At 64.7% G+C, this 13392-nt stretch carries 13 protein-coding genes; 5 read left to right on the top strand and 8 right to left on the bottom strand.

Annotated elements, in window-relative coordinates; genetic code table 11:
• Positions 1-22: 22 nt before the first annotated feature.
• Positions 23-2428: a TonB-dependent receptor family protein gene (locus WI560_RS14150; RefSeq protein WP_375308476.1), complete on the bottom strand. Its 2406-nt coding sequence runs from the start codon at positions 2426-2428 to the stop codon at positions 23-25.
• Between the two features lie 93 nt (positions 2429-2521).
• Positions 2522-2896, bottom strand: a complete 375-nt coding sequence (locus WI560_RS14145) for a DUF2946 family protein (protein ID WP_375308475.1) — start codon at positions 2894-2896, stop codon at positions 2522-2524.
• A 496-nt stretch (positions 2897-3392) separates the two neighbouring features.
• Between WI560_RS14145 and WI560_RS14140 the strand changes: the two genes are divergently transcribed.
• The 4 genes from WI560_RS14140 to WI560_RS14125 all read left to right on the top strand — a co-directional run bounded on the left by WI560_RS14140 (position 3393) and on the right by WI560_RS14125 (position 7505).
• Entirely contained in the window at positions 3393-3797 is a 405-nt protein-coding gene (locus tag WI560_RS14140; protein WP_375308474.1) for a globin, read from the top strand.
• A 139-nt stretch (positions 3798-3936) separates the two neighbouring features.
• Complete coding sequence (locus tag WI560_RS14135) at positions 3937-4959, top strand: sugar ABC transporter substrate-binding protein (protein WP_257180006.1); 1023 nt, start codon at positions 3937-3939, stop codon at positions 4957-4959.
• 6 nt (positions 4960-4965) lie between these two features.
• The gene (locus WI560_RS14130) at positions 4966-6468 is read left to right on the top strand and encodes a sugar ABC transporter ATP-binding protein (RefSeq protein WP_375308473.1); all 1503 of its coding nucleotides are present in this window, start codon (positions 4966-4968) and stop codon (positions 6466-6468) included.
• Positions 6469-6479: 11 nt separating this feature from the next.
• Positions 6480-7505, top strand: coding sequence for an ABC transporter permease (locus tag WI560_RS14125; protein WP_375308472.1), 1026 nt, complete (start codon positions 6480-6482; stop codon positions 7503-7505).
• Positions 7506-7657: 152 nt separating this feature from the next.
• Here WI560_RS14125 and WI560_RS14120 read toward each other — a convergent pair whose 3' ends face one another.
• Both WI560_RS14120 and WI560_RS14115 read right to left on the bottom strand, forming a co-directional pair.
• Entirely contained in the window at positions 7658-8359 is a 702-nt protein-coding gene (locus WI560_RS14120) for an L-2-amino-thiazoline-4-carboxylic acid hydrolase (protein ID WP_375308471.1), read from the bottom strand.
• A gap of 49 nt (positions 8360-8408) precedes the next feature.
• Positions 8409-8801, bottom strand: coding sequence for a RidA family protein (locus tag WI560_RS14115; protein WP_375308470.1), 393 nt, complete (start codon positions 8799-8801; stop codon positions 8409-8411).
• A 128-nt stretch (positions 8802-8929) separates the two neighbouring features.
• Between WI560_RS14115 and WI560_RS14110 the strand changes: the two genes are divergently transcribed.
• Positions 8930-9556 (top strand): LysR family transcriptional regulator, encoded by a 627-nt coding sequence (locus WI560_RS14110; RefSeq protein ID WP_375308469.1) that lies wholly within the window; start codon positions 8930-8932, stop codon positions 9554-9556.
• Between the two features lie 36 nt (positions 9557-9592).
• Here the strand turns inward: WI560_RS14110 and WI560_RS14105 are convergent, their stop codons facing one another.
• The 4 genes from WI560_RS14105 to WI560_RS14090 are packed head-to-tail and all read right to left on the bottom strand — an operon-like array spanning position 9593 to position 13347.
• Positions 9593-10636 carry an ABC transporter ATP-binding protein gene (locus WI560_RS14105; protein ID WP_375308468.1) on the bottom strand — a complete coding sequence of 348 codons (1044 nt, stop codon included), beginning with the start codon at positions 10634-10636 and terminating at the stop codon, positions 9593-9595.
• The gene (locus WI560_RS14100) at positions 10629-11609 is read right to left on the bottom strand and encodes an ABC transporter ATP-binding protein (RefSeq protein ID WP_375308467.1); all 981 of its coding nucleotides are present in this window, start codon (positions 11607-11609) and stop codon (positions 10629-10631) included. The genes WI560_RS14105 and WI560_RS14100 overlap by 8 nt, the downstream gene beginning before the upstream one ends.
• Positions 11606-12427, bottom strand: coding sequence for an ABC transporter permease (locus WI560_RS14095; protein ID WP_257180014.1), 822 nt, complete (start codon positions 12425-12427; stop codon positions 11606-11608). The genes WI560_RS14100 and WI560_RS14095 overlap by 4 nt, the downstream gene beginning before the upstream one ends.
• Positions 12424-13347 (bottom strand): ABC transporter permease, encoded by a 924-nt coding sequence (locus WI560_RS14090; RefSeq protein WP_375308838.1) that lies wholly within the window; start codon positions 13345-13347, stop codon positions 12424-12426. Before WI560_RS14090 ends, WI560_RS14095 begins: the two co-directional genes overlap by 4 nt.
• Positions 13348-13392: the final 45 nt, after the last annotated feature.

Below are 13392 nucleotides of genomic sequence, written 5' to 3'. Positions count from 1 at the left end.
CTGTTCGCTGAGAGAGTCCGGATCATCTGAATGCCACCTTCATACCCGCAACGAATGTGCGCGGCGAGCCCGCATAGATCGATCCCGTCGTGTTTGCCAGCACGCTCGCAGGATTTTGAAGGCCTGCGCCGGTGACGGTGTTGGCGATGTTGTTGGCGGAGGCGATGTAGGTGCGATCGAACACGTTCCTGACCTCGAGAAACAAGTTCAGGGATCTGAAGGTGTCGGACATCAGGTCGGTCTTGTAGTGAACGTTCACATTGACAAGCTCATAGCCCGGCGCCTTCAGCAGGTTTGCGTTGTCCATGTAGAAGGAGTCCTTCCACTGGACCTCGACGAAACCACCGAGGCCTGCCAGCGGCCCGGCGAACTCGTCGTAGCCAATTCGGGCCGTCAGCTCGTTGGGCGATATTCCTGGGATCTTGTTGCCGGCGCGGTTGAAGCTGAACACCGCGCCATTGGTGATGTTCTCGACATATTCGGTATAGACCTCGTCGAGATAGGTATACGCCGCCATGAACCGCCAGCCCGGATAGAACGTCCAGTCTGCGGCGAGCTCGATGCCGCGGTGCTCCGATCGCGGCGCGTTGAACGTGTAAGTCGTGTTGGGTGAGCCGGCAGGCGTCGCCTGACTGACGATCTCGTTGCGAAAGAACTCGTAGAAGCCGGTCGCGCTGAGCTTGAGCGTGTTGTTCGGGGTCCAGTCGAAACCGAGATCGTAGCCGAGATTTTTCTGCGCCTGAAGCTGGGTGTTATTGCCTGACAAGCCGGTCGGAAGAACGAAGAGATCCGAAACCTGCGGCGTCCCGTATCCCGTCGCGACCCGTCCGCGGAACAGCCACTCGTTGTTGAGATTGTAGAGGAGTGCCAATTCCGGCGCAGCATTTTGGAACTGCCGGTCCGCCGTCGTGAGGGTCGTTGTGGTGATACCAGTGGGACCTGCATACGCATAGGCCGTATTCGTCCCCTTCAGCAGGGTGGTCTCCCAGCCGACGCCGGCGATCGCCGTCAGCGAGGTCGTCAGCCTGACCTCCTGCCTGGCACGCACGCCATAATTGGTCGTCTCACTGAAGAGATTGCGCGAGAGCCTGCCGAGCGTCGCATTGCCCCCTGGCATCACGTTCCGCGTGTCACTCGACGCCGTCAGGGTGTTGTAGAACGCACCGAAGAACGTGGTCGACTCCAGGCCAAGAAACTCGCCGCGCTTGGTCAGGTCGCTCATGTAATTGTACGACGGAAAATCTCCGATCGAACCGGTCGTACCGGTCGGCTGGCTGATGTTTCGGTCGTCGAAGACGAACTGGTTGCGCCACGTCATGGTGTTGTCGAAATCGTGCTCCCACCGGCCGCCGACAATGGTCCGGCGATCGTTGCGGCCGAGCCCGGCCTGCAGGGCCGTCTCCGTGTCGGTCCCGCCTGTTGCGTTGAAGCCGTTGTTGAACAGCCGGACCGTGCCGCATCCCGGCGCGGCGGTGGCACCGGTCGCACATCCCTGCTGGAACGGGTTGAGATAATACTGGTTCAGCGATTGTCGGATCGGCAGTCGCGCGCTGAGATCGTTGTTGATGATCTTGACCGTGAAGCGATCATCGGGCGTTGCCTTGAGCGTGCCCAGGAAATTGACGGTCTGGGTGTTGAACCAGCTGTTCCCGATATAGCCGTCACCCCGCACGTCGCTCGCGAACAGCGAGCCCTCGAAATTCCCGACCTTCTTGCCGGCCGCCAGGTAATTGTTGAGATAGCCATAGCTGCCGCCGTCCACACCATATTCGACGCCGTCGATCGTGCCGCCCGGGCGCGTCCGAAAATTGAGCGCGCCGCCGGTCGCGTAATTGCCGTAGAGCGCCGACGATGGCCCGCGGATCACGTCGATCGCGCCATAGGCGTGAGGATCGATCAGGTCGCTACGCGACAGGCCGTCCGGCTGCGTCACCGGGAAGCCGTCCTCGAAGATCACGAGATTGCGGATGGCGAACCCGTTGCGGGCATTGGAGCCCCGAATCGAGATGCCGAAATCCCTCGGGCCGTTACCCTGCTTGCTCGAAATGCCCGGACTGTCCCGCAAGACGTCGCTGACCGAGAACGACGGGCGATTGTCGAACTGGCCGCGATCGATGGTGGTCGCGGTCTGTCCGGCCGGCGACTGGTTGAGGCCAGCCCGCACCTCGCCGGCGCTCCTCGTGTTGTTTTGCCCCTGGCTGCCATCGGTCGCGTTCTGCGCAACCGGCCTCGCTGTATTGGCCGTCGCACTGGCGCGCAGTCGCGACGACCGGATGATGGGTTTGGGACGGGACCTCTGCGGCGCTTCGACCGTCACCGCGGGGATCGCTTCCGAGGCTGGCTGGGCCAGCGCGTCTGAACCGATCGGGGACACCAGTCCGACAAGCACGGGCAAGCCCGCGCGCCCGATCGCACGAATGCGTAACATTTCCTAGATTCCTGACATCCGGCACGTCTGCCGGTCCATTGAGCACGCCGTCGGCACAGCAATGGCGCGCCAACGGTTCGGTTTGTCGCTACGTCAGGAAAATTGAGGCGGGCCGCGCGCCTGGGCGCTCGAGCCCTCTGGAGCGGCGATGGCAAACGCATCGACCGGATGCCACACCACCCGCTCGGCATGGCGGACGGGAATCGAGAATGCCGAAGGCGTCGGCGAATCGAGCGAGGCATTGGCCTGGGCCAGACAGCACAGGGCGCAAGCGCCCGCATGCGCTGTCGGCACGCCGGTCTGATCGTTCAGGCCGCCCTGCGCGCTCGCACTATGGCAGATGACGGCGGCAGACAGCGGATCGGCAATGGCCAAGCCGGTCGCCCAGCAGGCGGCAATCGGCGCCAGCACCTGCATCGCCAAGGCGAGCAGGACCAGAGGCAGGAATTTTTGTAGCCGAGCGCGCATCCGCCGAACCGTTCGTTCGCCTGCTAACTAAACACCGCACCAGCCCCAAGTCGAGGCCAGTTCCGCCTCCCTTCTTGGCCCAGCGCAAATTTCTCGGAAATCGTGACCTGGATAACCGGGCATCGGACCGAGGAGGCCATTTGAGGCAGGTCAAACGGCGCCGCCCTCCACAGATTTCTTTTATTTGTCATATACTTGTGCGCCGTGGCGCCCGATCATTTCGTCCACTGATCGAATTTTGAACATTCGTTGCCGAAAATGATGACAAGTGAGAAAAGTTGATCTAGCATCCCCCTCGCTCAGGCTGGCCGCGAGGTCGAAGTCTGGTGGTCCAAGTCTCGGGAGGAGCCCCTGACGCGCAAAATGCAGCGTCGCCCCGCCAATCAAGAGCAAATCTTAGAATCGGGGATAATAGGGTCGACACAATTTTTGAGCGGGGCCAGGGCCCCGCTCTTTTTTTGTCCGCAAGTTCTGTCGGCAAGGGACTGAAGCGCGGATGAATGCTTCGCCCAATCCGATCGAAATCAGTTTCGAACTGGCGGCCTCGCGCTGCGAGGATCTCACGCCTCTCGTCTACCGACGCCTCTTCGACGAGCATCCCGAGACACAGACGCTGTTCCGTCAAGAGGGCCGCGAACTCGTGACGGGGTCGATGCTCGCGCTGGCGATCGAGGCGATCCTCGATTTCGCCGGTCAGCGTCGCGGGCATTTCCGGCTGATCGCCTGCGAGGTCGCCTCGCACGATGGCTATGGCACGCCGCGTCAGCTGTTCATCACGTTCTTCGCCATCATCAGGGATACGATGCGCGACCTGCTCGGCGATCAATGGTCAACCGAGATGGCCCGCGCTTGGGACCAACTGCTCGTCGAGATCGACGCATTCGTCGGCACAGCGGCCTGACTCTTTGCGCTGCACCAACGCGGCTTGCTGCCACGTGCGAGTGATTGCGGATTGAGTGGCGCCAACTCTTGTGAGACACTTTCGGAGATCGGTAGCGCAACCAATGACGCACCGACGCTAAATTTTACGGGAGCGAGCGATGTCCGGGACGAAAGATTTCTCGACGACGAGGCGCGATCTTCTTCAGGCGGCCGCGACCGCCGGCGCCGGAGCTGCCCTTCTCGGCAGCATGGGCATAAACCCCGCATTGGCCGCCGCGGCCGGGCGAAGCGAGAAGCCGCTGAAGGCGGCGTTCTCCAATGCAGGCCTGCAGGCCACCTGGTGCGCGCAGGGCAAGCAGGCCGCCGAATTCTGGGGCAAGCTGTTCAACGTCGAAGTCACCTGGTTCGACGGCCAGCTCGACGCGGTGAAGCAGCGCGCGGCGATCGACAACATGGCTTCGCAGAAATGGGACTTCGTCGCGATCCAGGCCTTCGGCATCGGCACCCTCACCCAGCCCGTGCAGAAGATGATCGACGCCGGCACGCCGGTGATCGACATGGACACGCTGATCGCCCCGCTCGACCAGATCAACGTCCATTCCTTCCTCGCGCCCGACAACGAGTTCATGGGCGCCTCGGTGACGCAGGCCCTCTGCAACGCGATGGGCGGCAAGGGCAAGATCATCATGACGCAGGGCGCGCTCGGACATACCGGCGCGCAAGGACGCGCCAAGGGCTTCAACTCGGTGGTCAAGCAATTCCCGGGCATCGAGGTCCTCGACACCCAGCCCGCCGACTGGGACGTCTCCAAGACGGCGCGTCTGTGGGAAACCTACCTGACCAAATATCCGCAGATCGACGCGGCATTCTTCCACAACGACGACATGGCGCTTGCCGCCGCCAACATCATGAAGGCACGCGGCCGCACCAACATATTGATCGGCGGCGTCGACGCCATGCCGCCGGCGATCCAGGCGGTAAGCGAAGGCCGCATGTTCGCGACCGTCCGCAATCCCTCCTGCCGCATCCACGGCGGCGCCATCATCGCCGGCGTCTCGGCCGTGGTCGGCGGCGAGAAGAGCGGACAGGGCATTCCCAAGAACGTCGTCACCGACGGCCCGGTCGTGACCAAGGCCAATGCCGCCGGGATGCAGTGGATGCAGGATCACTTCCTGATCTGAACTTTCATGTCCGAGGGTCGTTCGCCCATCCTTGAACTGCAGGGCATCACGAAGAGCTTCGGCGGCGTCGAAGCACTTCGTGGTGTCGATTTCGCGCTCCATCCCGGCGAGATCCATGGTCTCGTCGGCGAGAACGGCGCCGGAAAAAGCACGCTGATGAAGATCATCGCCGGCGTGCATGCCGAATTCTCCGGCCGTTTCCTGATCGACGGGGTGGAGACGCATTTCCGCTCGGCCCGCGATGCGCATGCGGCCGGCATCGCCATGGTGCACCAGGAGCTCTCCGTCGCGCCCGACCTCACGGTGGCCGAGAACGTCTTCCTCGGCAACCAGCCGACCAACGCCCTCGGCCTCGTGCAATGGCGGCGGATGGCCCGCGAAGCCGGCGAGCAGCTCGCCCGCTTCGGCATCGACGTCGATCCGATGTCGCGGCTGGGCGACCTCCCGATCGGGCTGCAGCAGCTGATCGAGATCGCGCGCGTGCTGTTCTCCGGCGCCCGCATCGTCATCCTGGACGAGCCGACCTCCGCGCTCTCCCCGCCCGAGGTCGAGCGGCTGTTCGCAACGCTCAGGCGGCTGCGCGAGCAAGGCACTGCCATCGTCTTCATCTCGCATTTCATCGAGGACATCCTGCTCGTCTCCGACACGGTGACCGTGTTCCGCAACGGGCGGAAGGTCGCGGAGACCGCGAGCGCCGCGACCAGCAAGGGCGCGCTGATCGAGGCCATGATCGGCCGCGGCGGCGAGGCGCTCGAGCACAGCTACACCGACGATCTGATGCTGCCGCGGCCGAGCGACAGCCAGGTCGTTCTCAAGGTAGATCAGCTCTCGCTGTCCCGCAGCCTGAAGGACGTCTCGTTCGAGGCGCGTGCCGGCGAGGTGCTCGGCATCTACGGCTTCATGGGCTGCGGCCAGCAGGAGCTGTCGCGCATCCTGTTCGGCAAGCTCAAGCCCGATAGCGGCACGCTTGTCGTTGGCGGCACGCCGAAAACCTTCGCCAGCACGGCGGCGGCGCGGCGCGCCGGCGTGGCGCTGGTGCCTGAGAGCCGGCGCGACATGCTGTTCCACCAGGAGCCGGTCTACAAGAACATCTCGATCAGCATCCTCGATCGCATCTCCGCGCTGCTGCTCAAGCCGGCGCAGGAGCGCGACATCGCCAAACGTCAGGTCGAGCAGCTGCAGATCAGGCCGCCGGTGGTCGGTCTCGACCTCGGCATGCTCTCCGGCGGCAACCAGCAGAAGGTTGCGCTGGCAAAATGGCTGACCTATCCGCCAAAGCTGCTGGTGCTGTGCGAGCCGACCCGCGGCATGGACGTCGGCGCCAAGAACGACGTCATCAACATCGTCCGCGACCTCCGCGCCAAGGGGCTGGCGATCATCGTGCTGTCGACCGAGCCGGAGACGGTGCTGTCGCTGGCCGACCGCATCCTCGTGCTCAAGCGCGGCGCATTGGTGCGGGAATTCAAGAACGAGCCGGTCAGCAAGGACCGCCTGCTGGAAGCGGCGTGACGGAGAAGCACATGAGCAGCGAGACGGCCTTGGCGACAGGACGGCGGCAGCGGGGCCTTGCGCCCTTCCTGCGCTCGCAGATGCGCAACATCGCGCCGTTCCTCACCCTGATCTTCCTGTCCGCCTTCTTCGCCTTCGCCAGCCCCTCCTTCGCGACGCTGGACAATCTCGGCAACATCCTGACGCAGGTATCGATCACCGGCATCATCGCCGTCGGCCTCACCTTCGTGATCCTCTGCGCCGAGATCGACCTGTCGATCGCCGCCATCGCCAACGTCACCGGGATCGCGGTCGCCTACTTCACGCTGCAGGAATCCTACGTCAACATCGCCAACGTGCCGCTGCCCGGCGCGGTCGCGATCATCCTGTCGATCCTGCTCTGCGCCCTGCTCGGCCTCGTCAACGCGCTGGGGCTGACCGTGATCGGCATCCCCTCCTTCATCATGACCCTGGCGATGATGCAGATCGCCGCCGGCATCTCGGCGCTGCTGGTGCGCGGCCAGATCGCCTACAAGGTGCCGAGCCTGATCACGACGCTCGGCTCCGGCTCGATCGGCGGCATCCCCTGGCTCGTCATCATCGCCGCGCTGATGCTGCTCGGCGGTCACCTGGTGCTGACCTACACGCGCTTCGGCCGCTACGTCTACATGGTCGGCGGCAACCGCGAGGCGGCCGAATATTCCGGCCTCAACGTCAAGCTCATCCTGGGCGCCGTGATGGTGATCTCGGCGGTCTGCTCCGGCATCGGCGGCATGCTCGGCGTCGCCCATTTCGGCAGCGCGCAGCAGAACGAGTTCGACACCTATCTGCTCGACTCCATCGCCGCCGTCGTGGTCGGCGGCACCAGCCTGTTCGGCGGCCGCGGCGGCATCGGCAATACCATCGTCGGGCTGTTCGTGCTCGGCGTGCTCAACAACGGCCTCGACCACGTCAACATCGACAGCTTCCTGAAGATCCTGATCCGCGGCCTGATCCTGCTGGCGGCTCTGGTCATCAACGTCTACGCGCAGCGCTTGAGGGAGAAGGCGGCGGAGTAGACGACCGCCAAAGCAAAAAGTGCGAAAACAACCCCATGCACAGTAGCCGGGGCCAGTGGAATCAATGGCTTGCCGGCGACGCTGCGAGCTTGCGGATTTCACGAAGTCCGTTTGACGCGTCGGGCAAAACAGACCACGATGTCATCAGAACCTCAGGGTGACGGTTCGATTTCCGCAAGGCGCGAAAATCTGAAATCGCAGTGGCTGGCACCGCCCGCCAATGTTTGCGTCCTTTCCAGACGGATGCCTCGCGTCGCATAGGCGTCGAAGTCGAGCCCGCAGATGTTCGGCAGGATGTCCTTGTCGCCGTGACGCGCCGCAAGCTTGCAGAAGCCGCATGCCTTGTAGTTGATGCCGAATTCGAACCTGTCCTGCGGACCCGGCTCGACGAAATCGTAGACGAAGTCTTCCGGAAACTGCTGCTGATGGCTCTCAGTGACGCTGCTCGCCGCCTGCTCGCGCAACAACGCCTGGTTCTCCGGCGACATGAAATGGCGGCCCGCGGCGAGGCGCTCGGCTTCGGGCACCCCGAGCAATTGCGCCTTGTAGGTTTCCCGCTCGATCTCGCCGATCACGGGCACCGGCACGCCGTGCCGTCGCAGCACGCGGCTGATGGCCATGAAGCCGGTCAGACGCATGAAGAAATCGCTCATGCGGCTTGCCGCGCCGCCGACATAGGGCATCTGGGTGAGCACGACCTCGAATTCGTCCATCACCTCCCGGCTGAGTCCGCCGGTATCGGACAGGTGCCCGCGCTCGCGCAACATCGTTCCGGCAAGGTCGATGCGGTCGCGCATGGCGGCCTCCATGGCGCTTCGATGGGCCTCGTAGAAGGGATGGACGATCTCGGTCATTGGACACCCATTTCGGTTCGTTTCACTGCGAGGCCGGCAAGGCCCGGTTTCACTCCGCGGCGATCGCCTCGATCTCCAGCAGCCATTTGCTGTCGACGGTCTCGACGATCACGACCGTCAGCGCGGGCTGGTGCTCCCCGAGCATCGCGCGCCGAATGATGCGGTTGGTCACGACCTGGTTGCGGTCGGTCAGAAACGTCGTGATCTTGACCAGATGCTCCACGCCAAGGCCGGCCGCGGCGAGCACTTCCTTGACGTTGCGCCAGGCCTGCTCGCATTGCGCCTCGAAACCCTCCGGCACGCTGCCGTCGGCGCTTTCGGGAACCTGGCCGCTGACGAACAGCAGGCGGCGATGCTGTCTCAGCTCGAGTCCCATGCTGTAGCCGCCCAAAGGCGCGTTGACCGTTGCGGGATTGTGGCTGACGAGGTGAGCTGGCGGCATGACGTTTCTCCGGATTGCGAGACGACCCTACCCGCCGGACTCGCGACCGCGCAAAGCATCATTCCTGCGGTTCAGCGCAAGAAAATCTATTGCAAGGCCGCCCGCCATCGGTGTCAAAGTGCGGCGCGATGACCTACGCTCTTCCACCACTCAACGCGCTCCGCGCCTTCGAAGCCGCCGCGCGGCATCTCAGCTTCAAGCTGGCCGCGCACGAGCTGCACGTAACGCCTGCTGCCGTGGGGCAGCAGGTGAAGGCGCTGGAGGCGCGCCTCGGCGTGCAGCTGTTCGAGCGGCTGCACAAGCAGCTCATCCTCACCGCGGCCGGTCAGGCCTACCTGCCCGGCATATCCGAAGGTTTTCGCCACATTGCGGAGGCGACCTCGCAATTGAAACCGGCAGGCGCGATGCAGCTTCAATTGGGAGTCCATGGCAGCTTCGATCTGCGCCGGCTCGATCTGGCGGCATTTCGCAGCACGCATGAGGAGATCGGCTTGCGGGTGCTGCAGCCGGCCGGCCTGCACGAATTGGTCGAGGGCAAGGTCGACCTGTTGATCGCCCGCGGCCTCCGCCATCATCCGGGCTATCGCTGCGAGCGGCTCAGCGAGGACGCGGGCCTCGGCGATTGGCTGATTGCCCCCGAGGGCACTGCGGATTGCCCCGAGATCGTCAGTTTCCGCGCATGGCTGCGGGCCCTGCCGACCGAGATGCCGCTCGCAACCCTGCGCCCGCGCCTGGTTGGCGGCGTCGGAAGTTGAGGCGACGGGACCGATCAAGCCTCGCTCCATCATGCTTTAGGGTGACGCCGATGGCGCGAGACTCGCTGCACCAATCTCCTCGCTCCGCCAGCACCGCACCGCATGTCCATCGGCGCGCGTCTCCAGCACTGGCCCGGGCTCGCTCCGGCACACCGCTTCCGCATGACGACAGCGCGGGCTGAAGGCGCAGCCGTTCGGCGGATTGAGCGGGTTGGGAAGGTCGCCGCCGGTGGTCGCCAGCGGCGCGTGGCGCAGGGGATCGGGGATGGCTGATATCAGGGCTTGCGTGTAGGGGTGCGCCGGCCGCTCGAAGATCTCGCGCCAATGGCCGTTCTCGACGATGCGGCCGAGATACATCACGGCGACGCGGTCGCTCATGTGCTCGACGACGCCGAGATCGTGGCTGATCATGATGTAGGACAGGCCGAGCGTCTCCTTCAGCTCCAGCAGCAGATTGATGATCTGGGCCCGGATCGAGACGTCGAGCGCCGACACCGGCTCGTCGCAGATGACGATCTTGGGATTGAGGATCAGGGCGCGGGCGATGCCGATGCGCTGGCGCTGGCCGCCGGAGAACTCGTGTGGGTAACGACCGGCCTGCTCGGGCCGCAGGCCGACATGCCGCAGCATGGTCGCGACGCGGTCCTCGATCTCGCTTTTGGCGGTCACGCCGTGCACCCGCAGCGGATCTTCCAGCGTGCGGCGGACGGTCTGGCGCGGATTGAGCGAGGCGTAGGGATCCTGAAAAACCATCTGCACGGTGCGCGCCAGCGCCTTGCGGTCGCCGGATTGCCTGGTCCTGACGACCTCTCCGTCCAGCACGATGCGGCCGCGCGTCGGCGTCAGCAGGCCAAGGATCGACAAGGCGACCGTCGATTTGCCCGAGCCGGACTCGCCGACGAGGCCGAGGCATTCGCCGCGCTTCAGCTTGAGGTCGACACCGTCCACGGCACGAAGCAGCCGGCGGCCGCGGCCCAGCAGGCCGCCGCCGAGCTGAAAATGGACCGCGAGATCCTCGACGTTGAGAATGAGATCGTCGTCCGGCCGCCGCTCACCCGGCATGCTGTGCGGCTCATGCATGGTGATGACACCTCACCAAGCCGCCTGCCGCCAGCAAGTCCGTCTCCGGCACGACCGTCCGGCAGATCTCGGTCGCATGCGCGCAGCGCGGATTGAACCGGCAGCCATCGGGGAAGTTTGTAATGGCGGGAACGACGCCCGCAATTTCCTGGAGCCTGGCGCGGCCGAGCGCAGCGCGGCTGCCGAGCCGCGGCAGCGAGTCGACCAGCCCTTGCGTGTAGGGGTGCGAGGGCGCCCGAAAGATATCGGCCGAGCCGCGCTCCTCAACGATCCGGCCGGCATACATCACCGCGACGCGGCGGCAGACATTGGCGACGAGGCCGAGATCGTGGCTGATCATCAGGATCGCGGTTCCCCGCTCGGCGCAGAGGTTTCGCATCAGCTCGATGATCTCCGCCTGCACGGTGACGTCGAGCGCGGTGGTCGGCTCGTCGGCGATCAGCAGATCCGGACCGCAGGCTAGCGCGATGGCGATCATCACGCGCTGGCGCATGCCGCCGGACAGCTGGTGCGGATAGTCCTTCACCCGCCGCTCCGGCGCGGGCACGCGGACGCTTGCCAACGCCTCGACCGCCAGCCGGTTGGCTTCCTGCCAGCTCTTGCCCTTGTGCAGCACGAACATCTCGGCGATCTGCCGGCCCACCGGTGAGACCGGATTCAGCGCCGTCATCGGCTCCTGGAAGATCATGGCGATCCGGTCGCCGCGCAGCTCCCGCTGCCTGGCTGCCGAAAGATGCTGGATCTCCCTGCCCTCGAACCGGATGACGCCGCCGCCGATCGTCAAGGGCGGCCGCAACAGGCCGATCAGGGCGAGCGCCGTGATGCTCTTGCCGCAGCCGGATTCGCCGACGAGGCCGAACGTCTCGCCGCGATCGATGCGGAATGAAACGTCCTCAGCCGCCGCGACACGGTTCGATCCGACATCGAGATCGAGCCGGAGATTCTCGACTTCGAGCAGCGGCGTGCCCGTCATGTGCGCCTGCTCCGCGATTGCGGATCGAGAATGTCGCGCAGGCCGTCGCCGAGCAGATTGAGGCCGAGCACTGTCAGGAAGATGGCGAGGCCCGGAAATACCGAGAGCCACGGCGCCGTCGTGATCTGCTCGCGGGCCTCCGACAACATGCTGCCCCAGCTTGGAAATGGCGGACGGACGCCGAGGCCGAGGAACGACAGTGCGGCCTCGGACAACACCGCGCTGCCCATGCCGAGCGTGCCGATGACGATGATCGGCCCGAGCATGTTCGGCAGCAGCTGCGTCATCATGATGCGCAGATCGCCGTAGCCGAGCACGGTCGCCGCCTGCACATAGCCCTGGCTGCGGAGCGACAGCGCCGAGGCCCGCGCGATCCGGCAGGTAAAGGACCAGTTGGTCAGCCCGAGCGCGATCAACAGGCTGGTGAGGCCGGGGCCGAGCACGGCCATGATGGCCAGCGCGAAGATCAGCGAGGGGATGGCGAGCATGAGATTGGTCAGGGCGTTGACGAAATCGTCCCACCAGCCGCCGAAATAGCCGGCGCTCAGCCCTAGGGCCACGCCGATGACGCTGTTGATCAGCTGCGAGACGATTCCGACCGTCAGCGAGACCCGCGCGCCGTACACGACGCGGGAATAGATGTCGCGGCCCTGATCGTCCGTGCCGAACCACCAGGTCCAGCTCGGCGGCTCTTCCGCGTTCATCAGGTTGGCGTCCATCACGGGATCGGTGTGCGCCAGCCAGGGCGCGAGCAGGCCGACCAGGATCGCCAGCGCGAACAGAACGCCACCGATGACGAGGTTGGGGCGGAGCTTCATGCGTATCTGATCCTGGGATCGATCACGCCGTAGAGCACGTCGATCAGCAGATTGATCGCGAGAAAGGCCATCACCACCACGAGGATGGAGCCCTGGACCGCCGGAATGTCCCGTTGCAGGACGCTGTCGACCAGGAGCGAGCCGATGCCCGGCCAGGAGAACAATTTCTCGACGACGACCGCCTGCCCCATCAACCCGCCGAATTGCAGGCCGACGGTGGTGAGGATGATGACGAGCGCATTGCGCATCACATGCCACTTCACGACCCTGAATTCGCTCATGCCCTTGGAGCGCGCCGTGCGGACGAAATCGGCCGTCATGATCTCCAGGACCGCGGCGCGCGTCGTGCGGGCAAACAGCGCCATCGGCGAGACGCCGAGCGTGACGGCCGGCAGCAGCAGATACTTCAATCCGCCGTCGCCATAGCCGAAGCTCGGCAGCCAGCCGAGCTTCAACGCGAACAGGTACATCAGGACGAGGCCGAGCCAGAACTTGGCGATGGAGAGGCCCGACACCGCCACGACCATCGCGAGCGTGTCGACGATGCCGCCCGGTTTCAGCGCGGCGATGAAGCCCAGGGGAACGCCGATCACAATCGCAAACGCCATGGCCGCGAAGACCAGTTGCAGCGTCGGCCATGCCCGCTTGGCGATCATGGTCGTGACCGGCTCGCGCGTCCGGAACGAGGTGCCGAAATCACCGGTCGCCAGCTTGGCGATGTAGTTCCCGAAACGCACATAAACGGGATCGTCGAGCCCGAGCTGCTTCTTCATGCGCAGCTCGACCTGCGGATCGCTGTCGTCGCTCATGGAGGTGACGATGCTGCCGGGAACGACGCTGAACAGCACGAAGACCAGCAGCACGACGGCGAGCGCGGTCGGGACGGTTTGCAGCAATCGACGGATCAGGAAGGAGAGCATCGGCACTATTCCTCTCTCCCTCCATCGCTTGAGGCGATGGAGGGA

This window comes from Bradyrhizobium sp. A11 (genome assembly GCF_042077125.1).
Taxonomy (GTDB): Bacteria; Pseudomonadota; Alphaproteobacteria; order Rhizobiales; family Xanthobacteraceae; genus Bradyrhizobium; species Bradyrhizobium japonicum_B.
This window is presented reverse-complemented; position numbering and strand designations above follow the sequence as displayed.

Excerpts from the sequence above, each read along its gene's own strand:
- WI560_RS14150 (WP_375308476.1), bottom strand. The coding sequence starts at position 2,428 with ATGTTACGCATTCGTGCGATCGGGCGCGCGGGCTTGCCCGTGCTTGTC.
- WI560_RS14145 (WP_375308475.1), bottom strand. The coding sequence starts at position 2,896 with ATGCGCGCTCGGCTACAAAAATTCCTGCCTCTGGTCCTGCTCGCCTTG.
- WI560_RS14140 (WP_375308474.1), top strand. The coding sequence starts at position 3,393 with ATGAATGCTTCGCCCAATCCGATCGAAATCAGTTTCGAACTGGCGGCC.
- WI560_RS14135 (WP_257180006.1), top strand. The coding sequence starts at position 3,937 with ATGTCCGGGACGAAAGATTTCTCGACGACGAGGCGCGATCTTCTTCAG.
- WI560_RS14130 (WP_375308473.1), top strand. The coding sequence starts at position 4,966 with ATGTCCGAGGGTCGTTCGCCCATCCTTGAACTGCAGGGCATCACGAAG.
- WI560_RS14125 (WP_375308472.1), top strand. The coding sequence starts at position 6,480 with ATGAGCAGCGAGACGGCCTTGGCGACAGGACGGCGGCAGCGGGGCCTT.
- WI560_RS14120 (WP_375308471.1), bottom strand. The coding sequence starts at position 8,359 with ATGACCGAGATCGTCCATCCCTTCTACGAGGCCCATCGAAGCGCCATG.
- WI560_RS14115 (WP_375308470.1), bottom strand. The coding sequence starts at position 8,801 with ATGCCGCCAGCTCACCTCGTCAGCCACAATCCCGCAACGGTCAACGCG.
- WI560_RS14110 (WP_375308469.1), top strand. The coding sequence starts at position 8,930 with ATGACCTACGCTCTTCCACCACTCAACGCGCTCCGCGCCTTCGAAGCC.
- WI560_RS14105 (WP_375308468.1), bottom strand. The coding sequence starts at position 10,636 with ATGCATGAGCCGCACAGCATGCCGGGTGAGCGGCGGCCGGACGACGAT.
- WI560_RS14100 (WP_375308467.1), bottom strand. The coding sequence starts at position 11,609 with ATGACGGGCACGCCGCTGCTCGAAGTCGAGAATCTCCGGCTCGATCTC.
- WI560_RS14095 (WP_257180014.1), bottom strand. The coding sequence starts at position 12,427 with ATGAAGCTCCGCCCCAACCTCGTCATCGGTGGCGTTCTGTTCGCGCTG.
- WI560_RS14090 (WP_375308838.1), bottom strand. The coding sequence starts at position 13,347 with ATGCTCTCCTTCCTGATCCGTCGATTGCTGCAAACCGTCCCGACCGCG.